The organism is Variovorax sp. ISS6 (genome assembly GCF_056523145.1).
The window spans coordinates 3264389-3286725 of record NZ_JAWRZC010000001.1 but is presented as its reverse complement, the minus strand read 5'-3'; the positions used below and the strand labels follow the sequence as shown (position 1 = coordinate 3286725).

Sequence of the window (22337 nt, the reverse complement as noted above, 5' to 3'; positions counted from 1 at the left end):
ATGGCATCCGACAAGAAGACCCCCGTCCTGCGCCGCCGCGAGCTCATCGTGGCCGCCGGCGCCGCGCTCGCCGCGCCGCTCGGCGCGTATGCCCAGTCGGGCGAGGACATCGTCATCGGCGGCTCGATCCCGATGACCGGCGTGTTCGCCTTCGCGGGCATCGGCATCAACGCCGGCATCGCCGACTACGTGAAGATCGTCAACGACGGCGGCGGCATCAAGGGCCGCAAGCTGCGCTACGTGCCCGAGGACACCGGCTACAAGGTCGACGTCTCGGTCGCCACCTACAAGAAGATCACCAGCCAGAACAAGGTCAACCTCTACTACGGCGACTCGACCGGCTTCTCGAAGACCATCAATCCCGAGCTCGACCGCAGCGGCCAGATCCTCATGGCCGGCGCTTCGTTCGCGACCGAGCTCAACGACCCGGCCAAGTACCCGAACCAGTTCCTGGTCGGCCCCGACTACACCGAGATGATCGGCATCCTGCTGCGCCACATCGCCAAGGAGAAGCCCGGCGCGAAGGTGGCCTTCGTCTATTCCGACTCCGAGTTCGGCCGCGATCCCATCGAGTCGAGCGAGGCTGCCGCCAGGAAGCTGGGCCTCACGGTGCCCGTCAAGATCATGACGCCCGCCGGCAGCGTCGACGTCTCGACCGAGGTCATCAAGCTGCGCCGCGCCGCGCCCGACTACACCATCTTCCACGGCTACGTGCTCGCGCCCATTCCCGAATTCGTGCAGCAGGGCAAGCAGATGGGCATGACCACCAAGTGGATGGGCACCTTCTGGACCATGGACAGCTCCACCGTCATGAAGATGGGCGAGGCCGGCGACGGTTTCATGGGCGTCATGCCCTACCGCTACTACTACGACACCTCGGCCAAGGCGCCGATGCTCGAGAAGATCCGCGCCCTGCGCCCCGAGTACCAGAGCACCGCCTACACCCAGGGCTTCCTCACCGCCATGCTGTTCACCGAGGCGGCGAAACGCACGCTCGATGCCGGCAAGCCGCTGGACGGCAAGAACCTCAAGGCCGCGCTCAACAGCATCAAGGACTTCGACACCGGCGGCCTGATCGGCGTGCCGATCACCATCAAGGGCAACTCCATCCCGGTGGGCCGCGTCTACCGCGCCGACATGAAGGCGCAGAAGATGGTGGCGGCATCCGACTGGATCTCGCTCGACAAGTGAGCGGGCGGCGGCGATGAACACCGGCGGCGGCAGCCCCATCCTCGAGGTCAACAACATCGAGGTGGTCTACAACAAGGTCGTGCAGGTGCTGCGCGGCCTGTCGCTGGCCGTGCCGCGCGGGCAGATCGTGGCGCTCTTGGGCAGCAACGGCGCCGGCAAGTCGACCACGCTGAAGGCCATCTCGGGCCTGCTGCCGCTCGAGGACGGCGAGCTCGAGGCCGGGCGCATCGCCTTCGACGGCCAGCCCACCGAGCGGCTCGCGCCGCAGCAGCTGGTGCGGCGCGGCCTCGCGCACGTGATGGAGGGACGGCGCGTGTTCGAGGACCTGACGGTCGAGGAGAACCTCGTGGCCGCCACCTACGCGCGCGCCGGCCGCGGCGCGCAGGCACGCGACTTCGACGCCGTCTATGCCTACTTTCCGCGGCTGCACGAGCGGCGCCGCGGCCTCGCGGGCTACCTCTCGGGCGGCGAACAGCAGATGCTCGCGATCGGCCGCGCGCTGGTGGCCGAGCCCCAGTTGATCCTGCTCGACGAGCCCTCGCTCGGGCTCTCGCCCAAGCTGGTGGAGGAAATCTTCGGGATCATCGCGCGCATCAACGCCGAGCGCGGCGTGTCGATGCTGCTGGTGGAGCAGAACGCCAGCCTCGCGCTGGCCGTGGCCGACAGCGGCTACATCATGGAGAACGGAAAGATCGTGATCGACGGCAGCGCCGAGCGGCTCGCGGCCGACCCCGACGTGCGCGAGTTCTACCTGGGCGTCGGCGGTGCCGGCGAATCCAGGAGCTTTCGCGAGTTGAAGCACTACAAGCGGCGCAAGCGCTGGTTGTCATGACGCATCCCCTCCCCGAACGAAGCTTGCCGCAGATGCTGCGCGAGCAGGCACGCGCCCAGGGTGCGCGCATCGCGATCCGCCAGAAGGACTTCGGCATCTGGCATCCGCTGAGCTGGGCCGACTACCACCGGCGCGCGGTCCACGTCGGCCTGGGTTTCGCGGCGCTGGGCCTGGCGCGCGGCGGCCATGTGGGCGTGATCTCGGAGAACCGCGTCGCATGGGTGCTGGCGCAGATGGGCGCGGGCCTGGTCGGCGCCGTGACCGTGGGCGTCTATCCCACCAGCCCGACCAACGAGGTGGCCTACGTGGTCGGCCATGCCGACATCGAGATCGTGGTCTGCGAGGACCAGGAGCAGGCCGACAAGGTGCTCGAGGCCATCGACGCGCTGCCGCGGCTGCGCCGCATCGTCGTGATCGAGACCAAGGGCCTCGCGAGCTACGGTGCCGAGGCGCGCGAGCGCATCCTGAGCTTTGCCGAACTCGAGGCGGCCGGCGCTGCGCTGCAGGCGCGCGAGGGCGATGCGCGCGTCGACGCCGCGCTGGCCGCGCAGTCGCTCGACGACATCGGCCTCATGATCTACACCTCGGGCTCCACCGGCGCGCCCAAGGGCGCCATGATCTCGTGGCGCAACATCCGCGGCGTGGTGCCGGGCATCGTCGAGCGGCTGCAACTCGATGCGCGCACCACCCACCTGTCGTACCTGCCGCTGTGCCACGTGGCCGAGCAGATGCTGACCAGCTTCGTGCCGCTGTACCTGGGCTCGCAGGTCAACTTCGGCGAATCGATACGCACCGTGCAGGAGGACCTGCGCGAGGTCGCGCCCACCATGTTCCTCGGCGTGCCGCGCATCTGGGAGAAGCTGCATGCCTCCATCAGCATCAAGATGCAGGACACCGGCCGGCTGCGCCGCTCGCTCTACCGCCGCGCGCTGGCCACCTGCGCGCCGCTGGCCGAGAAGCCGCGCGCGCGGTGGACCCCGGGCGAACGGCTGCGCTTCGGCCTGGCCTACTGGAGCGTGCTGCGCGCGCTGCAGAACTTCATCGGCCTGCGCAACGCGCGCGTCGCGCTGACCGGCGCCGCGCCGATCCCGCCCGACGTGGTGCGCTTCTTCCGCACGCTGGGCGTGCCGCTGGTCGAGGTCTACGGCCTCACCGAATCGACCGGCATGGTCAGCGGCCACCGGCTCGACCAGGTGAAGGTGGGCACGGTGGGGCCGGCCACCGAGGGCGTGGAGCACCGCGTGGGCGACCAGGGCGAGCTGCAGATCCGCGGCGAGATGGTGTTCCGTGGCTATTACAAGAACCCCGAGGCCACGGCCGCCTCGATCCGCGACGGCTGGCTGCACACCGGCGACGTGGTGGCCGAGGAAGGCGGCCAGTTGCGCATCGTCGACCGGCTCAAGGACATCATGATCACCGCGGGCGGCAAGAACCTCACGCCCTCGGAGATCGAGAACACGATGAAGGCCAGCCCCTACGTCAAGGAATGCATCGTGATCGCCGAGGGGCGCAAGTTCGTCTCGGCGCTGGTGCAGATCGACTACGAGACCGTGGGCAAATGGGCCGAGGCGCAGCGCCTGGCCTTCACCCACTTCCGTTCGCTGGTCGAGCTGCCGCGCGTGCGCGAGCTGATCGATGCCGAGCTGCAGCGCGGCAACGCGCGCCTCGCGCAGGTGGCGCAGGTGCGGCGCTTCCACCTGCTGACGAAGGAACTCGACCACGACGATGGCGAGGTCACCGCCACCATGAAGGTGCGGCGCTCGAGCATCTACAAGACCTATGCGGGGGAGATCGAGGCGCTGTACGCCTGAGGATCGCCAGAAAGGAAAAGGCCGGCGCGAGGCCGGCCTTTCGTGATCTGAAAAAACTGCAGCCGTGTTGCGGCTGCTTACTCGCCGCGCGTCGCGGGCCGTGCCTGCACGTCCGTCACGTTGCCGCCGCGCTCGCGCAGCAGCGGGCTGCGCACCGACTCGCCCCGCGCACGCGCATTGGCCACGTCGGCGGCCGAGGGTTCGGCCGGCCGGGCGGCGCTGCGGAAGCGGTCGAAGCCCGAACGCGGGTTGAAACGCATCACCCAGGGCGTCACGGGCTTGCCCGTGAGCCGCGCCCAGGCGTAGCGAACGCCCCACACCGCGGCCAGCAGCATCACGGCAACCGCCAGGCTGGCCGCGAAAACCAGCCCCAGCATCACGAGGATCACGCGAAGAATGAAGTTCATCATTCCATCTTAGGCCGAGGCTTCGGCCGCAGGTTCCCCGGTTTTTCCGGGATTTCCTGCTTTTGCGAAGTCGAACTGGCCCGGCGAGCGGATCGGGTCGGTCGTGACCTCGATCGTGTCCTTCGGCCCGAAGCTGCCGTCGAGCAGCAGCTTCGAGAGCGGATTCTCGATGCGCTGCTGGATCGCGCGCTTCAGCGGACGGGCACCGAACACCGGGTCGAAGCCGACCTTGGCGATCTCTGCCAGCGCCGCGGGCGACACCTCGAGGCCCAGGTCCATCTTCGCGAGCCGCGACTGCAGCACCTTGAGCTGGATCGCCGCGATGGCCTCGATGTTCTTCGCGTCGAGCGCATGGAACACGACCGTCTCGTCGATGCGGTTGAGGAACTCGGGGCGGAAGTAGTTCTTCAGCTCGTCCCACACCGCTTCCTTGATCTCCTCGCCCGGCTTGCCCACCATGGCCTGGATGATCGGCGAGCCGATGTTGCTGGTCATCACGATCACCGTGTTCTTGAAGTCCACGGTGCGGCCCTGGCCATCGGTCAGGCGGCCATCGTCGAGCACCTGCAGCAGCACGTTGAACACGTCAGGATGCGCCTTCTCGACCTCGTCGAGCAGCACCACGCTGTAGGGCTTGCGGCGCACGGCTTCCGTCAGGTAGCCGCCCTCCTCGTAGCCCACGTAGCCGGGCGGCGCACCGATCAGGCGGGCCACCGAGTGCTTCTCCATGAACTCGCTCATGTCGATGCGGATCAGGTGATCCTCGCTGTCGAACAGGAAGCCCGCGAGCGCCTTGCAGAGCTCGGTCTTGCCCACGCCCGTGGGGCCTAGGAACAGGAACGAGCCCGTGGGCCGGTTCGGATCGGACAGGCCCGAGCGCGAGCGGCGGATCGCATTCGCGACCGCGCCGATGGCCTCGTCCTGGCCGACCACGCGCTCATGCAGCTTGTCTTCCATCACGAGCAGCTTGTCGCGCTCGCCCTGCATCAGCTTGGCGACCGGGATGCCGGTGGCGCGCGCCACGACCTCGGCGATCTCTTCCGCGCCGACCTGGGTGCGCAGCAGCGTGGGCGCGCTCGACTTGCCCTTGTTGGCTTCGCTGTCCTCGGCTTCCTTCAGGCGCTTCTCGAGCGCCGGCAACTGGCCGTACTGCAGCTCGGCGACCTTGTTGAAGTCGCCCTTGCGCTTCCATTCCTCGATCTGGAACTTGATCTTGTCGACCTCCTCGCGCACGTGCGCGCTGCCCTGGGCCTGGGCCTTCTCGGCCTGCCAGATCTCGTCGTAGTCGGCGATCTCCTTCTGCAGCTTGGCGATCTCGTCCTCGATCAGGCCGAAGCGCTTCTGCGAGGCCTCGTCCTTCTCGCGACGCACGGCCTCGCGCTCGATCTGCAGCTGGATCAGCCGGCGGTCGAGGCGGTCCATCACCTCGGGCTTGGAGTCCATCTCGATCTTGATCTTGGCCGCGGCCTCGTCGATCAGGTCGATCGCCTTGTCGGGCAGGAAGCGGTCGGTGACGTAGCGGTCGGAGAGCTCGGCCGCGGCCACGATGGCCGGGTCGGTGATCTGCACGCCGTGGTGCACCTCGTACTTCTCCTGCAGGCCGCGCAGGATCGCGATGGTGGCCTCGACGCTGGGCTCGCCCACGAGGATCTTCTGGAAGCGGCGCTCGAGCGCGGCGTCCTTCTCGATGTACTTGCGGTATTCGTCGAGCGTGGTGGCGCCCACGCAGTGCAGTTCGCCGCGCGCGAGCGCGGGCTTGAGCATGTTGCCCGCGTCCATCGCGCCCTCGGCCTTGCCGGCGCCGACCATGGTGTGGAGCTCGTCGATGAAGACGATGGTCTGGCCCTCGTCCTTCGCGAGTTCGTTGAGCACGGTCTTGAGCCGCTCCTCGAACTCGCCGCGGAACTTGGCGCCCGCGAGCAGCGCGGCCATGTCGAGCGACAGCACGCGCTTGCCCTTGAGCGAATCGGGCACCTCGCCCGCGACGATGCGCTGCGCGAGGCCCTCGACGATGGCGGTCTTGCCCACGCCGGGTTCACCGATCAGCACGGGGTTGTTCTTGGTGCGGCGCTGCAGCACCTGGATCGCGCGGCGGATCTCCTCGTCGCGGCCGATGACCGGGTCGAGCTTGCCCAGGCGCGCGCGCTCGGTGAGGTCGAGCGTGTATTTCTTGAGTGCCTCGCGCTGGCCTTCGGCATCGGCGCTGTTCACGCCCTGGCCGCCGCGCACCGCGTCGATCGCGGACTCGAGCGACTTGCGCGAGAGGCCGTTCTCCTTGGCGATCCGGCCGATGTCGCTCTTGCTGTCGGCCACGGCCAAAAGGAAGAGCTCGCCCGCGATGAACTGGTCGTTGCGCTTGAGGGCTTCCTTCTCGGTCGCCTGCAGCAGCTTGCCGAGCTCGGGGCCGACCTGCACGATGTCATGGCCCTGCACCTGGGGCAGCTTCTTGATGGCCGCCTCGGCGGCTTGTGCGAGGCCGGGCACGTTGACCCCGGCGCGCTCGAGCAGCGCGCGCGGGCCGTCGTCCTGGCGCAGCATCGCAGCCAGCAGGTGGGCCGGCTCGATGTAGGCGTTGTCGCTGCCGAGGGCGAGCGACTGGGCGTCGCCCAGCGCTTCCTGGAACTTGGTGGTGAGTTTGTCTTGTCGCATGGTGGTATTCCTGCATCCAAAATAGGGCTGTTCGGGCACGATTCAAGGTTGCGGGCCGGGCCCGCGCGACGGGCACGGCTATTGCACGATGCCCGCACCCTCCCGCCCGTAGGCATTTCTCTCTTCTCGAATGGAGTCGATCATGGTTTTTTCAATGCAGCGCGTCCAACCGGTGCGCCGCGCGCTCAGCGTGGGCCTCTTCGCGGCTGCCCTGGGCATGGCCGGGCTGGCACAGGCCCAGAGCGGCACGCCGATCCGCATCCTGGTCGGCTTCCCGGCCGGGGCCGGCACCGACGCGATCGCGCGCACGCTGGGCGAGAAGCTCAAGGACGAGCTCGGCGCGCCGGTGGTGGTCGAGAACCGCGCGGGCGCGGGCGGCCAGATCGCGGCGCAGGTGCTGAAGTCCTCGCCGGCCGATGGCCACACGCTGTTCCTCTCGCACGACCACACGATCTCGATCCTGCCGCAGGTGGTCAAGAACCCGGGCTTCAATCCCGCCACCGACTTCGTGCCCGTGGCCGGCTTCGCGACCTTCGCCAACGTGCTCGCGGTCTCGGGCGGCACGCCGGCCAAGAGCATCGACGAGTACGTCAAGTGGGTGCGCACGCAGAAGGGCGGCAAGGAGACCATCGGCATCCCGGCGCCGGCCTCGATCCCCGAGTTCCTCGTGAAGATGATCTCGGACAAGTACAAGATCGACGTGCAGCCCGCGCCCTACCGCGGCAGCGCGCCGATGACGGCCGACATGCTGGGCAACCAGATCACGGCCGGCATCGCCTCGGTGCCCGACTTCATCGAGAACCACAAGGCCGGCAAGCTGCGCATCGTGGCCTCGATCGGCGCCAAGCGCCAGGCGCTGCTGCCCAACGTGCCGACCTTCACCGAGCTGGGCTTCGCGAACCTCGAGGACCTGCCCTACTACGGCATCTTCGCGCCCGTGGGCACGCCGCAGCCGATCATCGACAAGTACGGTGCGGCGCTGCAGAAGGTGCTGGCCATGCCCGACGTGAAGCAGAAGCTCACCACGCTGGGCCTGACGGTCGGCTACGAGCCGCAGGGCCAGTTCGCGGGCCGCGTGCGCAGCTACACGCAGACCTGGGAACGGATCATCCAGTCGAGCGGCTTCAAGCCTCTGTGAGCGCGCTCAGGCGTTCGACGCGCTGATGCCCCAGCGCGCGAGCGCCGCGTCGTCCGCGACGCGCGCATCGACCCAGCGGGCGCCCTCGGGCGTCTGCTCCTTCTTCCAGAACGGCGCCTGGGTCTTGAGGTAGTCCATCAGGAACTCGCAGGCCTGGAAGCTCTCGCCGCGGTGCGCCGAGGCCACCGCCACCATCATGATCTGATCGAGCGGCTGCAGCAGGCCCACGCGGTGGACCACACGCACGCCGAGGATGTCGAAGCGCTCGTGGGCTTCGTCGACCATGGCCTCGATCGATTTCTCGGTCATGCCGGGGTAGTGCTCTAGCTCCATCGATGCAACGTCCGCGCCATCGTTGCGATCGCGCACGGTGCCGATGAAGCTGCAGACGGCGCCGATGCGCGCATCGCTCGCGCGCAGGGCTGCGACTTCGGCGCCGAGATCGAAATCGGCCGTCTGGATGGTGACGCGTTGCGGAAATGCCATGTGCAAATTGTGGCACCGCGGCGCGCGCGGCTAAACTCCAGCCCCATGTTTGCCCTGACCGCACGTTCGCCCGCGCCTTCGACCGAAGGCACGAACGGCGCGCGCCTGGGCGGCAAAGCCAAAAAACCAAAGCTCGTCTGACCGGAGCTTCGGTTCCGTCGTCGGATGAGCGACGGAACCGGCACAGGCACTGGCCCCGCATGGGTTGCGCGCGCATCGGACGATGGTTCCTTCCATCGGTCGATCGTCGAAAGGACGCCCGCGTGCCCGCCAACCATTCCTCCTCCGCCACTGCCGCTCCCGATTTCTCGGGCCTGTGGATTCCCCTCGTGACGCCGTTTCGCGACGGCGCGCTCGACCATGCGGCGCTGGCCGCGCTCACGCGCCGCCTGGCCGCCGATGGCGTGGCCGGCTTCGTGGTCTGCGGCTCCACCGGCGAGGCCGCGGCGCTCGACGAGGCCGAGCAGCTCGCCGCGCTCGACACGGTGGCCGAGGCCGCGGGCGGCCTGCCGCTGGTCATGGGCCTCTCGGGCTACCACCTGGGCAAGACCACGGCCTGGGTGCGCCGGCTCGCGCAGCGCCCGCTCGCGGGCCTGCTGGTGCCGGCGCCGCACTACATCCGGCCCTCGCAGGCCGGCCTGCTCGAATGGTTCGGCGCCATCGCCGAGGCCAGCGCCGCGCCGCTGCTGATCTACGACATCCCCTACCGCACCGGCGCCACGATCGCGCGCGACACCCTGCTGACGCTGGCCGCCAACCCGCGCATCCGCGGCATCAAGGACTGCGGCGGCGACGCGGGCAAGACCCGCGCCGTGATCGCCGATGGCCGGCTGCAGGTGCTCGCGGGCGAGGACGGCCAGATCTTCGGCACCGTGGCCGAGGGCGGCGTGGGCGCGATCGCGGCCAGCGGCCACGTGCAGACGGCGCGCTTCGTGCGGCTGATCGCACTGCTGCGCGAGGGCCGGCTGGCCGAGGCGCGCGCGCTGTGGCAGCCGCTGCAGCCGCTGGTCGAGGGCCTGTTCACGGAAGCCAATCCGGGCCCGCTGAAGGCCCTGCTGGCGCACCAGGGCGCGCTGCGCGACGAGCTGCGCTCGCCGATGACGCGCGCCTCGGACGCGCTGCGCGAGCGCCTGGTGGCGCTCGACGCGGCCCTCAGCCGCCCGTGACGGGCGGGAAGAACGCGACCTCGCAGCCTTCGTGCGGGGCCGCGGCCTCGTCGCTCATGGTGTGGTCGAGCGCCATGCGCAGCGCGCGGCCGCGCGCGAGCACCGTGGCGTAGGCGCCGCCGCGCGCGATCAGCTCGTCGCGCAGCGCGGCCAGCGTGGGCGCCGCGGTGTCGATGGTTTCATCGCTCTTGCCGAGCGCTTCGCGCACCGAGGCGAAATAACGGAGATGGACCTTCATGCGCTTCAGGACAGCAAGGATGCGAGGGGAATGAACTCGACCGGATCGCCGGCGCGGATGGTCTGGCCCGAGGGGTTGTCGACCAGCCCGTCGCCCCAGACCATCGAGGTCAGCACGCCCGAGCTCTGGTTGCCGAACAGGTCGAGCCCGCCCTGGGCATTGCGGCGCGCGCGCAGGAACTCGCGGCGCTTGTCGGCGCGCGGCCAGTCGAAATCGGCGCGCATGCGCACCGGCTCGGGCGTGACGCGGCTGGCGCCCTGCAGGGTCAGCAGGAAGGGCCGCACCAGCATCAGGAAGGTCAGGAAGCTCGACACCGGGTTGCCGGGCAGCCCGGTGACGTGGCAGTGGCCCTGCGCGTCGCCCCGGCCCGAGCGCGGGATCGAACCGTAGGCGAAGGGCTTGCCGGGCTTCATCGAGAGCGACCAGAGATCGATCTCGCCGAGCGCCTGCAGCGCGGCGCGGATGTGGTCCTCCTCGCCGACCGACACGCCGCCGGTGGTGATGATCAGGTCGTTGTGCTCGGCCGCCTCGCGCAGCGCCTCGACGGTGGCCTCACGCCGGTCGGGCACGATGCCGAGGTCGTGCACCTCGCAGCCCAGCCGGTGCAGCAGCGCGCGCATGAAGAAGCGGTTGGAGTTGTAGATCGCGCCGGGCTTCATCGCCGCGGGCGCGACCTCGCCGGGCATCACGAGTTCGTCGCCGGTGGACAGCAGCGCCACGCGCGGCTTGCGCGCCAACGGCAGCCGGTCGAAGCCGATGCTGGCCGCCAGCCCCAGCGCGGCGGGCGTGAGGCGCTCGCCCTTGCGCAGCACCACGTCGCCGGACGCCACGTCCTCGCCGGCGCGGCGGATCCACTGGCCGGCCGCGGGCACGATCTCGACGCGCACGCTGCCCAGGCCGCCCTCCTCCGCGATGGCGGCGGTGTCTTCCTGCATCACGACCGCGTCGGCGCCCTCGGGAATCTGCGCGCCGGTGAAGATCCGCGCCGCGGTGCCGGGCAAGAGCGGCGTGCCGACCGTGCCGGCGGGAATGCGCTGCGCCACCTTCAGCAGCGCACCGGGCGCGGCGCAGTCGGCCACGCGCAGCGCGTAACCGTCCATCGCGCTGTTGTCGCGCGGCGGCACCGTGAGGCCGGCCACGAGATCCTCGGCCAGCACGCGGCCGTCGGCATCGAAGGTGCTGACCAGCTCGGACGGCAGCGCCGGCCGGGCCTTGGCGAGCAATTGGGCGATCGCGTCGTCGAGCGGCAGCAGCGGCGGCCGGCGTGAGGAGGCGGCGAAGGGAACAGCGGGAGAGTCAGCCATGGTGCTCGGGGTTGTAGTCGAAGCGCTCGCCGCTGTCGACCAGCCAGCGCGCGATGGCCTCGGCGTCGTCGAGGTCGAACACCGGCCGCTCGGTGGGCACCGGCAGCGCGCCCTTGGCGGCGATCGCGACGACGAAGGGATCCTCGGGATAGAGCGAGGGCCGCGGCGCCTCGTCCTGCGCGGTGGGGCGCCACACCTCGATCTTGAGCAGGTCGCTGTGGCGGAAGCCCTCGACCAGCACCCAGTCGGCGCCGCTGTAGAGCTCGGCGATCAGCTGGTGCACGTCGAGCTCGACCGGCGTCTCGAACTCGCGCATCAGCGCCAGCCGCCGGTCGGAGGCGACCACCACCTCGAAGGCACCGGCCTCGCGGTGGCGCCAGGTGTCCTTGCCTGGGTGGTCGATGTCGAACTTGTGGTGCGCGTGCTTGACCACCGACACGCGCAGTCCGGCGCGCTTGAGCACGGGAATCAGCCGCTCGACCAGCGTGGTCTTGCCGGCGCCCGAGTAACCGGCGAAGCCGACCACTTTCATCCGATGTCTCCGATGCTATTCAGGGGATAGCTTTGAATACCGAGCGGGGCGGCCGCTCGGCCACCCCTTCGTGTTGATCGCTCAGTCGCAGTGTTCAGCGATGTAGGCCTTCACCGCTTCGGCATCGGCCGGCAGCTTGACCACGCGCTTGGGCAGCGCCTCGATGCCCTCGAACTTCGCGGGCCGCGCGGGCTCCTCGCCGAGCGCCTCGACCAGTGTGGCCGCGAACTTGATCGGCAGCGCGGTCTCGAGCACCACCATCGGCACGCCCGGCGCCAGGTGCGCGCGCGCGGCCTTGAGGCCGTCGGCGGTGTGCGGGTCGACCAGCGTGGCGAAGCGCTTCTCGGTGTCGCGGATGGTCGCGAGGCGGTCGGCGTGCGTGCTGCGGCCGCTGCGGAAGCCGAAGCGCGACGCGGCCTGCGCGAAGGCGGGATCGGCGCTCAGGTCGAAGAAGCCCTGGCGGTTCAGGTCGTCGACGAACAGCCCGCGCAGCTTGCCGCTGTCGCGGCCGACCAGGTCGAACACGAAGCGCTCGAAGTTGCTGGCCTTGCTGATGTCCATCGACGGGCTCGAGGTCTCGTGCGTGTCGGCGGCGCCGCGCACGCGGTAGACGCCGGTGCGGAAGAACTCGTCGAGCACGTCGTTCTCGTTGGTGGCGGCCACCAGCGTATGGATCGGCAGGCCCATCATGCGCGCCACGTGGCCGGCGCAGATGTTGCCGAAGTTGCCCGAGGGCACGGTGAAGCTCACCGGCTGCTCGTTGCTCGCCGTGGCCTGGAAGTAGCCCGCGAAGTAGTAGACCACCTGCGCCAGCAGCCGCGCCCAGTTGATCGAATTGACGGTGCCGATGCGGTACTTGCGCTTGAAGGCCAGGTCGTTCGAGACCGCCTTCACGATGTCCTGGCAGTCGTCGAACACGCCCGCGATGGCGATGTTGTGGATGTTCTCGTCCTGCAGGCTGAACATCTGCGCCTGCTGGAACGGGCTCATGCGGCCGTCGGGCGAGGTCATGAAGACGCGCACGCCCTTCTTGCCGCGCATCGCGTACTCGGCCGCGCTGCCGGTGTCGCCGCTGGTGGCGCCCAGGATGTTGAGCTCGGCGCCGCGGCGGGCCAGTTCGTACTCGAACAGGTTGCCCAGCAGCTGCATCGCCATGTCCTTGAAGGCCAGCGTGGGGCCGTTGGACAGGGCTTCGAGGTAGACGCCGTCCTCGAGCTCGCGCAGCGGCACGATCTCGTCGCTGCCGAAGACCTCGGCGGTGTAGGTCTTCGCGCAGAGCGCCTTCAGGTCGGCCGGCGGAATGTCGTCGATGTAGAGCGACAGGATCTCGAAGGCCAGCTCGGCATAGGACAGCGAACGCCACTTCGCGAGCGTGGCGGCATCGACCTGCGGATAGCGCTCGGGCAGGTAGAGGCCGCCGTCGGGCGCGAGGCCCTCGAGCAGGATTTCGCAGAAGCGCTTGCGGTCGGGATGGCCGCGGGTGCTCAGGTAGTTCACTTCAACTCTTCCTTGCGGATGCGCACGATGGGCTCGAGCACCGTCGGCAGCGCCTGCAGCTCGGCCATGACTTCGTCGACCGTGCCTTCGCGCGCGTCGTGCGTGAGGATGATCAGGTCGGTCTGGGTCGAGCCCTCGCCGCCGACCTCGTCGGCTTCGCGCTGCAGCACGGCGTCGATGCTGATGCCGGCGGTCGCGAGCAGGCCCGTGACCTTGGCCAGCACGCCGGCCTGGTCGGCCACGCGCAGGCGCAGGTAGTAGCTGGTGACCACCTCGGCCATCGGCAGCACCTGCAGGTCGCTCAGCGCATCGGGATGGAAGGCCAGGTGCGGCACGCGGTGCGCGGCATCGGCCGTGTGCAGGCGCGTGATGTCGACCAGGTCGGCGATCACCGCGCTGGCGGTGGGCTCGCTGCCCGCGCCCTTGCCGTAGTAGAGCGTGGTGCCGACGGCATCGCCGTGCACCACCACGGCGTTCATCGCGCCCTCGACGTTGGCCAGCAGGCGCTTGCTCGGCACCAGCGAGGGATGCACGCGCAGCTCGATGCCCTTGGCCGTGCGCTTGGTCACGCCCAGCAGCTTGATGCGGTAGCCGAGCTGCTCGGCGTACTTGATGTCCTGCGCGGCCAGCTTGGTGATGCCCTCGATGTGGGCCTTGTCGAACTGCACCGGGATGCCGAAGGCCAGCGCGCTCATCAGCGTGACCTTGTGGCCGGCGTCGACGCCCTCGATGTCGAAGGTGGGATCGGCTTCGGCATAGCCCAGGCGCTGCGCCTCCTTGAGCACGGTCGCGAAGTCCAGGCCCTTGTCGCGCATCTCCGAGAGGATGAAGTTGGTGGTGCCGTTGATGATGCCGGCCAGCCACTGGATGCTGTTGGCCGTGAGGCCTTCGCGCAGCGCCTTGATGATCGGGATGCCGCCGGCCACCGCGGCCTCGAAGGCCACCATCACGCCCTTGGCATGCGCGGCCGCGAAGATCTCGGTGCCGTGCACCGCGAGCAGTGCCTTGTTGGCCGTGACCACGTGCTTGCCGGCCGCGATGGCCTCGAGCACGAGTTGCTTCGCGATGCCGTAGCCGCCGATCAGCTCGATCACGATGTCGATGTCGGGATTGGCGATGACCTCGCGCGCGTCGCCGACCACCTTGACGCCGTCGCCGGCCACTTCGCGGGCGCGCGCGGTGTCGAGGTCGGCCACCATGGTGATCTCGATGCCGCGGCCGGCGCGGCGCTTGATTTCCTCCTGGTTGCGCTGGAGCACCTTGAAGGTACCGCTGCCGACCGTGCCTGCGCCGAGCAGGCCTACTTGGATGGGTTTCATGGGGAGAGTCGCGTTCATGGTTTGGATGGGGTGGTGGACGGCGCGGCGCTCACGACGCGGCTGACGTAGCGCGGCAGCGACCAGGCGCCGCCGGCGAAGCCGCGGCACATCTGGTCGCTCTCGGCGGCCGTGCGCACGAAGCCCTGACCGTCGAAATGCCAGGTCTCGCTGGACCAGCAGTCGCCGATGCCGCGGCCCTTGAAGCTGGAGGTGATGCTGGCGTCCTTGTCGTCGTACTCGCCGTTGGCCTCGAGCGCGACCGGCGCATAGGGCGGCCTGTCGTTGGCGAGCCATTGCAGGCTGGAGTAGTTGTAGGCGCCCATGCCGCAGCCCAGCGACAGCAGCACCCTGGAGCCGGTGAGGCGATGCACCTCGAGCGACTTCGGGTCGACCTTGTCGCTGTTGTTGCAGTACTCGATGGCCTTCTTGAGGTCGAGCGAGGGAAAGATCCGCGCGGCCAGCGCATCGTCGCCCGGCTTCGGCTTCGCGGGCTGGACCGCGCGCACGACCGGCGCGGGCACGGCCGCCGGCACCGTCGATTCGGCCTTGCCGCCGGGGCGCACCAGCGCGCCGGGGGTGTCGATGCGGCCCTGGGCCTCGTCCATCTTGAGCAGCACGGCGTTCAGGCCCGAGAGCGAGAGCTGCCATTCGCGGCCGCCGCCGGCCGTGAGCCTGGCGCTGTCGGCCTTGAGCAGCTCGGGCAGCACGGTGCGGATCTGGGCGGCGTCGAGGCTCGGGGCATCGTTTTTCAGGCCCGGCACCACGGCCTTGCCGACCGTCAGGCGCAGCGGACCCTTGACGTCGTCGGCGCCGATCTGCAGGTCGATCTCGAGCGCGGTGCCCGGCCCGGCGGCACGCGTGATGCGCATCGAGACCGGTTCGTTGGCGCCGGTCTCGGACTGGTAACCGGCCGCGCGGCAGGTGCGCGTGTTGTCGCAGGCCAGTTCCCAGTCGTTGTGCGTGAAGGACACCGGCGCCTTGGCGGCGGGCCCGGCGGCCGAGGCGGACAACGCGGCGAGCGACAGGGCCGCGGCGGCGCAGGCGGCTTTCATGACTCCGTCTTGCGGCGCAGGCGGTACTGCTCCAGGAACTTCGCGATGCGGTTGATCGCCTCGCGCAGGTCGTCCTCGTGGGGCAGGAACACGATCCGGAAGTGGTCGGGCGTGGCCCAGTTGAAGCCGGTGCCCTGCACCAGCATCACGCGGGTTTCCTTCAGCAGCTCGAGGAAGAACTGGCGGTCGTCCGCGATCGGGTAGACCTTCGGGTCGAGCTTCGGGAACATGTAGAGCGCGGCGCTGGGCTTGACGCAGCTCACGCCGGGGATCGCGGTGATCAGCTCGTAGGCCAGGTCGCGCTGGCGGCGCAGCCGGCCGCCCTCGCCCACCAGTTCGTTGATGCTCTGGTAGCCGCCGAGCGCGGTCTGGATCGCCCACTGGCCGGGCACGTTGGCGCACAGCCGCATGTTCGAGAGCATGTTCAGGCCCTCGATGTAGTCGCGCGCGGCGCGCTTGTCGCCCGACACCACGAGCCAGCCGGCGCGGTAGCCGCAGGAACGGTAGCTCTTGGACAGCGAGTTGAAGGTCAGCGTGAGCACGTCGGTCGACAGGCTGGCGATCGCCGTGTGCTTGACGTCGTCGTAGAGCACCTTGTCGTAGACCTCGTCGGCGAAGATCACGAGGCCGTGCTCCCGCGCGATCTCGACGATGCTCTTGAGCAGCGCGTCGGAATACAGCGCGCCGGTGGGGTTGTTCGGGTTGATGACCACGATGCCCTTGGTGCGCGGCGTGATCTTGGCGCGGATGTCCGCCAGGTCGGGCATCCAGCCGTTGGCCTCGTCGCACAGGTAGTGCACCGGCGTGCCGCCCGACAGGCTGGTGGAGGCGGTCCACAGCGGATAGTCGGGGGCCGGCAGCAGCAGCTCGTCGCCGTCGTCGAGCAGCGCGTTGGTCGACATGGCGATCAGCTCGCTGGCGCCGTTGCCCAGGTAGATATCGTCGAGGGTGACGCCCGTGATGCCCTGCTTCTGCGTCTCGTGCATCACCGCCTTGCGCGCGGCGAAGACGCCCTTGCTGTCCGAATAGCCGGCCGAGGTGGGCAGGTTGCGGATCATGTCCTGCTGGATTTCCTCGGGCGCATCGAAGCCGAACACGGCGAGATTGCCGATGTTGAGCTTGATGATCTTCTGGCCGTCCTCCTCCATCTGCTTCGCCGCGTCCATGATCGGACCGCGAATGTCATAGAGCACGTTGGCCAGCTTGGCCGATTTCTTGAGCTGCTTCAAAGGGCCCTCCCGGGCGCGGTTCATGCAAGAAAGTTGCGAAGACTGCGGGAAACGCCGTGCGGCCCGCAAAGGCCCTGGCGAGCCTCGTGTCACTAGGGAAAACCTATAATTTGACCACAGTTCCCAGTGCCCCGATGAAGCTCCAGCCCGACAAATCCGACACCCAGACCCTCACCGCGCACGGCCCGGGCTGGGTCGCCATCAACAACGAAAAGGTCGAGGGCAGCGTGGTCGTCGGCTCGCGCGGCGAGCGCTTCGAATGGAACTGCAGCCGCTTCGACGAACTGGGCCCCGAGCACTTCGCCCAGTTGGCCGCGCTGGGCGCCGAACTGATCATCTTCGGCAGCGGGGGGCGCATCCGCTTCCCGCAGCCCGCCTGGATCAAGCCCCTGATGGCCCAGCGCACCGGCGTGGAGACCATGGACACCCCCGCGGCCTGCCGCACCTACAACATCCTGGCCGGCGAAGGCCGGCACGTGGTCGCTGCCCTGCTGGTCGAGCGGCCCGAGGGTGGCTGAGAGAGGGGTTTTCGGGGTAAAATCTCGGGTTGCGAACCGCCTGGCGCGCTCCTTTTGGGGCCTACCGGGCACCCAGAGTTAGCAACGACCAATCTTCCATCAACCGAGGACCCGAGATTTTGGCGAGCGGCACCGAAAGGCGCCTTGCGCTCGACACAGGCAGGCTCGGGTAGTGGAAACAAACGGAGAAAACAAGTTTCATGGCGATCGTTGTCAACAAACCCATTCCCGAATTCGACGCCAACGCCACCGGTGGCCTCAAGGTCTCGAATACTTCGCACCTCGGCCACGTCCTGGTCCTGTATTTTTACCCGAAAGATAACACTCCGGGGTGCACGACCGAAGCCATGCAATTCCGCGATCGCTACAAGGACTTCGAAAAGGCCGGTGCCACGGTGTTCGGCGTCTCGCGCGACAACATGAAGTCGCACGACGAATTCAAGGCCAAGCTCGAACTACCGTTCGAACTGATCGCCGACACCGAAGAGAAGATGTGCCACATGTTCGGCGTGGTCAAGAACAAGATCATGTACGGCAAGAAGGTCAAGGGCATCGAGCGCAGCACCTTCCTGATCGGCGCCGACGGCATCCTGAAGGCCGAATGGCGCGGCCTCAAGGTGCCGGGCCACGTCGACGAAGTCCTCAAGGCCGTCAAGACCCTGAAGAAGCCGGCCTGAGGCTTCCGGGCCTGCCCGATCGAAGGTTTCAGCCGCGTGTCAGGCGTGCGCAATTGCGCTCTCGCGTGGGGAATGTCCAACGAACGGCGTAAAGTGGCGCCGACGCCCCAGAGGCGGTGTGCATAATGGCCGCATGCTGTTGAGCTCCACGACCGCATCCTCCGAACAAAGCCGCCTGGGTCTACAGGCGGCTTTTTCGTTTTCTGGTACCCACTTTTTTGCGAGCGACCTGACACATGCCACTGCCCCCCGCCCCCACGAAACGTGCCGCTTTGCTTTCTCCGGACGCGCTTGACGCGCCCGCCCGTTCTTCGCACAGGGGGTCCCGCCGGTCCGGCGACGCGCGCGCCGAGACCGAGGCGCCGAGCGGACCGCAAGCGCTGGAGCTGTTCGACCGGCATTCGGCCGAAGTCCCCGGTGGCGGCCTCGAGACCGCGCCGGCACCCGCCGCCCGCCCCCGTCGCAAACCCCGATCGACGCCCGCCGCCGCCCCGGCGCCACAGCAGCAGCAAGCCCTGACGCGTTCGGCGCCGGCCGAAGCCCCGCGTGCCGAAGCCCCCGCGCCGCAACCGGCACCGAAGCCCAAGCGCAGCCGCTCGAGCGGCCCCGCCAAGCTCTTCGTGCTCGACACCAACGTGCTGCTGCACGATCCGATGTGCCTGTTCCGCTTCGAGGAACACGACATCTACCTGCCGATGATCGTGCTCGAGGAGCTCGACGGCCACAAGAAGGGCACGACCGAGGTCGCGCGCAACGGCCGCCAGACCAGCCGCACGCTCGACGCGCTGGCCGCCGCGCAGGACGCCGACATCGCCAAGGGCCTGAAGCTCGACACCACCGGCCACCGCGAAGCCGGGGGCAAGCTGTTCTTCCAGACCGATCCGCTCGATTACGCGCTGCCGCTGAGCCTGCCGCAGGGCAAGGCCGACAACCAGATCCTCGGCGTGGTGCATGCGCTGCGCGACTTCTACGCCAAGGAGTCGCCCGATCGCGCGAAGCGCGAGGTGGTGCTGGTGTCGAAGGACATCAACATGCGCGTCAAGGCGCGCGCGCTGGGCCTGGACGCCGAGGACTACCAGAACGACAAGACACTCGAAGACGGCGACCTGCTCTATTCGGGCTCGCTCGCCCTGCCGCCCGACTTCTGGACCCGCCAGAGCAAGACGGTGGAGAGCTGGCAGAGCGGCAGCAGCACCTTCTACCGCGTCAGCGGCCCGATCGTGCCGAACATGTACATCAACCAGTTCGTGTATTTCGAGGCGCCCGGCGAGCCGAGCATGTACGCGCGCGTCACCGAGATCCGCGAGAAGACCGCGGTGCTCAAGACGCTCAAGGACTACAGCTCGGGCAAGAACGCGGTGTGGGGCGTGAACACGCGCAACCGCGAGCAGAACTTCGCGATGAACCTGCTGATGGATCCCGAGATCGACTTCGTCACGCTGACCGGCACGGCCGGCACCGGCAAGACGCTGATGGCGCTGGCCTCGGGCCTCACGCAGGTGCTCGACGACCGCCGCTACACCGAGATCATCATGACCCGCGCCACCGTGAGCGTGGGCGAGGACATCGGCTTCCTGCCCGGCACCGAAGAGGAGAAGATGGGCCCCTGGATGGGCGCGCTCGACGACAACCTCGAGTTCCTGGCCAAGGGCGACGGCGGCGGTGCCGGCGAATGGGGGCGCGCCGCCACCAACGAGCTGATCCGCAGCCGCATCAAGGTCAAGAGCATGAACTTCATGCGCGGGCGCACCTTCCTCAACAAGTACGTGATCATCGACGAGGCGCAGAACCTCACGCCCAAGCAGATGAAGACGCTGATCACGCGCGCGGGTCCGGGCACCAAGATCATCTGCATGGGCAACCTCGCGCAGATCGACACGCCCTACCTCACCGAAGGCTCATCGGGCCTGACCTTCGCGGTCGACAAGTTCAAGGGCTGGCCGCACGGTGGCCACATCACGCTGGCGCGCGGCGAACGCTCGCGACTGGCCGATTTCGCGAGCGACGTGCTTTAACGCGCCGCCGCGCCAACCTCGGGCCCGCGCCCGCTCCCCGGAGCAGCGCGGGCTTTTCTTCGTCCCGCGATGACAGGCTCCTGACAAGACGTTGTCAGGAGCCGGTCCGCACCATCGAGGCTCCTCAACACCCATGAAAGAGAGCCCCTCATGACCAACGCCATCAGCTGGTTCGAGATCCCCGTCACCGACCTGGACCGTGCCCAGGCCTTCTACGAAACCGTGCTCGACCGCAAGCTGCGCCGCGAAAATCTCGGCGGCGGCACACTGGCCGTGTTCCCTTACGACAATCCCGCGACCGGCGGCGCCCTGCAAGCCGGCGCGAAGGGCGCGGCGAATGCGGGCACCGGCATCCGCATCTACCTGGATTGCATGCCCAGCATCGACGCCGTGCTGTCGCGCATCGAGGCGGCCGGCGGACAGATCGTGGCGCCCAAGTCGGCGCTGCCGCCCGGCATGGGCGTCATTGCCCATCTGCGCGACACCGAAGGCAACGAAGTCGGCCTGCACGCCCTCGCCTGAAGCACCATGCCGCAGCGCAACTGGATTGCGGTCGCGAGCGCCGAGCATGCCCGGCGCGGACGCGACCACCGACCGCTGGGCTTCATGCAGACCTGCCACGGCAAGCCGGGCCCGCTCCGGCGGGTCGGCGCGGGCGATCGCGTGGCCTACTATTCGCCGGCCACGGTGTTCGGCGGCACGGACAGGCTGCAGAGCTTCGTGTCGATCGGCATCGTGCAGCCTGGCGAGGCCTACGAGTTCGACATGGGCGGCGGCTTCGTGCCCTGGCGCCGCGACGTGCGCTATGCCGACGCGCTGGAGACACCGATCGCGCCGATGATCGAACGCCTCGCCTTCATCGAGAACCCGAAGCAATGGGGCTACAAGTTCCGCTTCGGCCTGTTCGACGTCGGCGATGCCGACATGGCACTGATCGCACGCAGCATGAAGGCGGACCTGAAAACGCTGGCCCTCTGAACGACGAGAACCGAGATCACCTCTGCAGGAGAAGAACACCATGGAACCCGAGCGACTCCACCACGACGCCTTCCGGGTCGCGGGCCTCACGGTCCGCACCACCAACCGCGAAGAGAGCAACCCCGCGACCGCCCGCATCGGCGCGCTGTGGGGACGCTTCTTCGGCGAGCAGACCTACGAAGCCACGCCCCATCGCACGGGCGACACGCGCATCTTCGGTGTCTATTCCGCCTACGAATCCGATGCCCACGGCCCCTTCGACCTGAGCGTGGGCGTGGCCGTCTCGGGCGGCGCGGACAGCGTGGCCATCGAGGCCGGCGACTACCTGGTCTTCACCGGCCAGGGCGAGATGCCGCAGATGGTGATCGCCACCTGGCAGCGCATCTGGCAGTATTTCGAGGCGCACCCGGAGATCGTGCGCCGCTACCGCAGCGATTTCGAAGCCTACGAGGGGCCGGACAAGGTAGAGATCCACATCGGAGTGGCATGAGCGTCCCGAAGAGCGAGCGCTGATGCGCCGCGCCGATCGCCTGTTCCAGATCGTCCAGCTGATCCGTGGCCGGCGCCTGACCACGGCCGCCTTCCTGGCCGAACGGCTCGAGGTCTCGGAGCGCACGGTCTACCGCGACATCGCCGACCTGCAGCACCAGGGCGTGCCGATCGAGGGCGAGGCCGGCGTGGGCTACCGGCTCGGCGCGGGCTTCGAACTGCCGCCCTTGATGTTCACCCAGGACGAGGCCTCGGCGCTGGTGGCCGCGGCCCGGCTCGCGCAGAGCTGGGTCGACCCGGCGATGGCGCGCGACATCGAGACCGGGCTGGGCAAGATCCTCTCGGTGCTGCCGCCCTCGGCGCGCCTGTCGGCCGAGGCGCTGGCGCTCTACGCGCCCGCGCTGGGCCTGAGCGACCTGCTGCGCGAGCGGCTGCAGACGCTGCGCGAAGCGGTGCAGTCGCGCCACAAGCTGCACCTGGTCTACCGCGACGTGGCGGGCGAACCCAGCGAGCGCACGGTACGGCCGCTGGGCTGCTTCTACTGGGGGAAGGTCTGGACGCTGTCGACCTGGTGCGAGCTGCGCGAGGACTTCCGCGGTTTTCGCATCGACCGCATCGACGCGGTCGAGGTGCTGGCCGAGCGCTTTCGCGACGAACCCGGCAAGACGATGGCCGACATGCTGCGCCAGGTGAAAGCCGAGGCCGCCGAGGCCAGGCGGCTGCAGAAGCGCTGGCCCGAGGGCGTGCCGACCGCGCCCGACGCGGGCATCGCGCTCGCGCGCTCCACCGAACCGCGTTGAAGACGCGAG

General features: G+C 68.7%; 22 protein-coding genes. 12 read left to right on the top strand and 10 right to left on the bottom strand.

Features of this window, described 5'->3' with window-relative positions; genetic code table 11:
- The 3 genes from AC1HIL_RS14980 to AC1HIL_RS14970 are packed head-to-tail and all read left to right on the top strand — an operon-like array spanning position 1 to position 3834.
- On the top strand, positions 1-1191 hold the full coding sequence (locus AC1HIL_RS14980) for an ABC transporter substrate-binding protein (protein ID WP_479672100.1): 1191 nt from the start codon (positions 1-3) through the stop codon (positions 1189-1191).
- A 13-nt stretch (positions 1192-1204) separates the two neighbouring features.
- Positions 1205-2023 carry an ABC transporter ATP-binding protein gene (locus AC1HIL_RS14975; RefSeq protein ID WP_057595848.1) on the top strand — a complete coding sequence of 273 codons (819 nt, stop codon included), beginning with the start codon at positions 1205-1207 and terminating at the stop codon, positions 2021-2023.
- Positions 2020-3834: an AMP-dependent synthetase/ligase gene (locus tag AC1HIL_RS14970; RefSeq protein ID WP_479672099.1), complete on the top strand. Its 1815-nt coding sequence runs from the start codon at positions 2020-2022 to the stop codon at positions 3832-3834. The genes AC1HIL_RS14975 and AC1HIL_RS14970 overlap by 4 nt, the downstream gene beginning before the upstream one ends.
- Before the next feature lie 77 nt (positions 3835-3911).
- Here AC1HIL_RS14970 and AC1HIL_RS14965 read toward each other — a convergent pair whose 3' ends face one another.
- Together AC1HIL_RS14965 and clpB are read right to left on the bottom strand one after the other, a co-directional pair.
- Positions 3912-4244: a hypothetical protein gene (locus AC1HIL_RS14965; RefSeq protein WP_057595850.1), complete on the bottom strand. Its 333-nt coding sequence runs from the start codon at positions 4242-4244 to the stop codon at positions 3912-3914.
- A 6-nt stretch (positions 4245-4250) separates the two neighbouring features.
- On the bottom strand, positions 4251-6890 hold the full coding sequence (gene clpB / locus AC1HIL_RS14960; protein WP_057595851.1) for an ATP-dependent chaperone ClpB: 2640 nt from the start codon (positions 6888-6890) through the stop codon (positions 4251-4253).
- 142 nt (positions 6891-7032) lie between these two features.
- Between clpB and AC1HIL_RS14955 the strand changes: the two genes are divergently transcribed.
- Positions 7033-8028, top strand: a complete 996-nt coding sequence (locus AC1HIL_RS14955; protein WP_479672098.1) for a Bug family tripartite tricarboxylate transporter substrate binding protein — start codon at positions 7033-7035, stop codon at positions 8026-8028.
- Positions 8029-8034: 6 nt separating this feature from the next.
- Here AC1HIL_RS14955 and AC1HIL_RS14950 read toward each other — a convergent pair whose 3' ends face one another.
- Entirely contained in the window at positions 8035-8514 is a 480-nt protein-coding gene (locus tag AC1HIL_RS14950; protein ID WP_261213562.1) for a molybdenum cofactor biosynthesis protein MoaE, read from the bottom strand.
- 263 nt (positions 8515-8777) lie between these two features.
- Here AC1HIL_RS14950 and AC1HIL_RS14945 point away from each other — a divergent pair, with 263 nt between their 5' ends.
- Positions 8778-9680, top strand: coding sequence for a 4-hydroxy-tetrahydrodipicolinate synthase family protein (locus AC1HIL_RS14945; protein WP_479672097.1), 903 nt, complete (start codon positions 8778-8780; stop codon positions 9678-9680).
- Here AC1HIL_RS14945 and AC1HIL_RS14940 read toward each other — a convergent pair.
- The 7 genes from AC1HIL_RS14940 to AC1HIL_RS14910 all read right to left on the bottom strand — a co-directional run bounded on the left by AC1HIL_RS14940 (position 9667) and on the right by AC1HIL_RS14910 (position 16851).
- Positions 9667-9918: a MoaD/ThiS family protein gene (locus AC1HIL_RS14940; RefSeq protein WP_057595854.1), complete on the bottom strand. Its 252-nt coding sequence runs from the start codon at positions 9916-9918 to the stop codon at positions 9667-9669. The genes AC1HIL_RS14945 and AC1HIL_RS14940 overlap by 14 nt on opposite strands.
- A 5-nt stretch (positions 9919-9923) precedes the next feature.
- Positions 9924-11222 carry a molybdopterin molybdotransferase MoeA gene (locus AC1HIL_RS14935; RefSeq protein WP_479672096.1) on the bottom strand — a complete coding sequence of 433 codons (1299 nt, stop codon included), beginning with the start codon at positions 11220-11222 and terminating at the stop codon, positions 9924-9926.
- On the bottom strand, positions 11215-11754 hold the full coding sequence (gene mobB / locus AC1HIL_RS14930; protein ID WP_057595856.1) for a molybdopterin-guanine dinucleotide biosynthesis protein B: 540 nt from the start codon (positions 11752-11754) through the stop codon (positions 11215-11217). Before mobB ends, AC1HIL_RS14935 begins: the two co-directional genes overlap by 8 nt.
- An 81-nt stretch (positions 11755-11835) precedes the next feature.
- Positions 11836-13251, bottom strand: coding sequence for a threonine synthase (gene thrC / locus AC1HIL_RS14925; protein ID WP_261213567.1), 1416 nt, complete (start codon positions 13249-13251; stop codon positions 11836-11838).
- Complete coding sequence (locus tag AC1HIL_RS14920; RefSeq protein WP_057595858.1) at positions 13248-14570, bottom strand: homoserine dehydrogenase; 1323 nt, start codon at positions 14568-14570, stop codon at positions 13248-13250. The genes thrC and AC1HIL_RS14920 overlap by 4 nt, the downstream gene beginning before the upstream one ends.
- A 14-nt stretch (positions 14571-14584) precedes the next feature.
- Positions 14585-15622 (bottom strand): DUF1176 domain-containing protein, encoded by a 1038-nt coding sequence (locus tag AC1HIL_RS14915; RefSeq protein ID WP_479672095.1) that lies wholly within the window; start codon positions 15620-15622, stop codon positions 14585-14587.
- On the bottom strand, positions 15619-16851 hold the full coding sequence (locus AC1HIL_RS14910; protein ID WP_296741431.1) for a pyridoxal phosphate-dependent aminotransferase: 1233 nt from the start codon (positions 16849-16851) through the stop codon (positions 15619-15621). Before AC1HIL_RS14910 ends, AC1HIL_RS14915 begins: the two co-directional genes overlap by 4 nt.
- A gap of 134 nt (positions 16852-16985) precedes the next feature.
- On the opposite strand from AC1HIL_RS14910, the gene AC1HIL_RS14905 reads away from it, so the two are divergent.
- From AC1HIL_RS14905 to AC1HIL_RS14875, 7 genes are all read left to right on the top strand, one after another.
- A complete protein-coding gene (locus AC1HIL_RS14905; protein ID WP_057595861.1) occupies positions 16986-17369 on the top strand; it encodes an Mth938-like domain-containing protein in 384 nt (127 codons plus the stop codon).
- A 200-nt stretch (positions 17370-17569) separates the two neighbouring features.
- Positions 17570-18046, top strand: coding sequence for a peroxiredoxin (locus AC1HIL_RS14900; RefSeq protein ID WP_057595862.1), 477 nt, complete (start codon positions 17570-17572; stop codon positions 18044-18046).
- A gap of 236 nt (positions 18047-18282) precedes the next feature.
- Positions 18283-20061 carry a PhoH family protein gene (locus tag AC1HIL_RS14895; protein ID WP_261213570.1) on the top strand — a complete coding sequence of 593 codons (1779 nt, stop codon included), beginning with the start codon at positions 18283-18285 and terminating at the stop codon, positions 20059-20061.
- Positions 20062-20211: 150 nt separating this feature from the next.
- Positions 20212-20583: a VOC family protein gene (locus tag AC1HIL_RS14890; protein WP_479672094.1), complete on the top strand. Its 372-nt coding sequence runs from the start codon at positions 20212-20214 to the stop codon at positions 20581-20583.
- Positions 20584-20589: 6 nt separating this feature from the next.
- Complete coding sequence (locus AC1HIL_RS14885; RefSeq protein ID WP_057595978.1) at positions 20590-21039, top strand: EVE domain-containing protein; 450 nt, start codon at positions 20590-20592, stop codon at positions 21037-21039.
- 40 nt (positions 21040-21079) lie between these two features.
- Positions 21080-21529, top strand: coding sequence for a GyrI-like domain-containing protein (locus AC1HIL_RS14880; protein ID WP_479672093.1), 450 nt, complete (start codon positions 21080-21082; stop codon positions 21527-21529).
- A gap of 22 nt (positions 21530-21551) precedes the next feature.
- Positions 21552-22328, top strand: coding sequence for a helix-turn-helix transcriptional regulator (locus tag AC1HIL_RS14875; protein WP_479672092.1), 777 nt, complete (start codon positions 21552-21554; stop codon positions 22326-22328).
- Positions 22329-22337: the final 9 nt, after the last annotated feature.

Coding starts and splice junctions, on each gene's coding strand:
- AC1HIL_RS14980 (WP_479672100.1), top strand. CDS start 1: ATGGCATCCGACAAGAAGACCCCCGTCCTGCGCCGCCGCGAGCTCATC.
- AC1HIL_RS14975 (WP_057595848.1), top strand. CDS start 1,205: ATGAACACCGGCGGCGGCAGCCCCATCCTCGAGGTCAACAACATCGAG.
- AC1HIL_RS14970 (WP_479672099.1), top strand. CDS start 2,020: ATGACGCATCCCCTCCCCGAACGAAGCTTGCCGCAGATGCTGCGCGAG.
- AC1HIL_RS14965 (WP_057595850.1), bottom strand. CDS start 4,244: ATGATGAACTTCATTCTTCGCGTGATCCTCGTGATGCTGGGGCTGGTT.
- clpB (WP_057595851.1), bottom strand. CDS start 6,890: ATGCGACAAGACAAACTCACCACCAAGTTCCAGGAAGCGCTGGGCGAC.
- AC1HIL_RS14955 (WP_479672098.1), top strand. CDS start 7,033: ATGGTTTTTTCAATGCAGCGCGTCCAACCGGTGCGCCGCGCGCTCAGC.
- AC1HIL_RS14950 (WP_261213562.1), bottom strand. CDS start 8,514: ATGGCATTTCCGCAACGCGTCACCATCCAGACGGCCGATTTCGATCTC.
- AC1HIL_RS14940 (WP_057595854.1), bottom strand. CDS start 9,918: ATGAAGGTCCATCTCCGTTATTTCGCCTCGGTGCGCGAAGCGCTCGGC.
- AC1HIL_RS14935 (WP_479672096.1), bottom strand. CDS start 11,222: ATGGCTGACTCTCCCGCTGTTCCCTTCGCCGCCTCCTCACGCCGGCCG.
- mobB (WP_057595856.1), bottom strand. CDS start 11,754: ATGAAAGTGGTCGGCTTCGCCGGTTACTCGGGCGCCGGCAAGACCACG.
- AC1HIL_RS14920 (WP_057595858.1), bottom strand. CDS start 14,570: ATGAAACCCATCCAAGTAGGCCTGCTCGGCGCAGGCACGGTCGGCAGC.
- AC1HIL_RS14915 (WP_479672095.1), bottom strand. CDS start 15,622: ATGAAAGCCGCCTGCGCCGCCGCGGCCCTGTCGCTCGCCGCGTTGTCC.
- AC1HIL_RS14905 (WP_057595861.1), top strand. CDS start 16,986: ATGAAGCTCCAGCCCGACAAATCCGACACCCAGACCCTCACCGCGCAC.
- AC1HIL_RS14900 (WP_057595862.1), top strand. CDS start 17,570: ATGGCGATCGTTGTCAACAAACCCATTCCCGAATTCGACGCCAACGCC.
- AC1HIL_RS14895 (WP_261213570.1), top strand. CDS start 18,283: ATGCCACTGCCCCCCGCCCCCACGAAACGTGCCGCTTTGCTTTCTCCG.
- AC1HIL_RS14890 (WP_479672094.1), top strand. CDS start 20,212: ATGACCAACGCCATCAGCTGGTTCGAGATCCCCGTCACCGACCTGGAC.
- AC1HIL_RS14885 (WP_057595978.1), top strand. CDS start 20,590: ATGCCGCAGCGCAACTGGATTGCGGTCGCGAGCGCCGAGCATGCCCGG.
- AC1HIL_RS14880 (WP_479672093.1), top strand. CDS start 21,080: ATGGAACCCGAGCGACTCCACCACGACGCCTTCCGGGTCGCGGGCCTC.
- AC1HIL_RS14875 (WP_479672092.1), top strand. CDS start 21,552: ATGCGCCGCGCCGATCGCCTGTTCCAGATCGTCCAGCTGATCCGTGGC.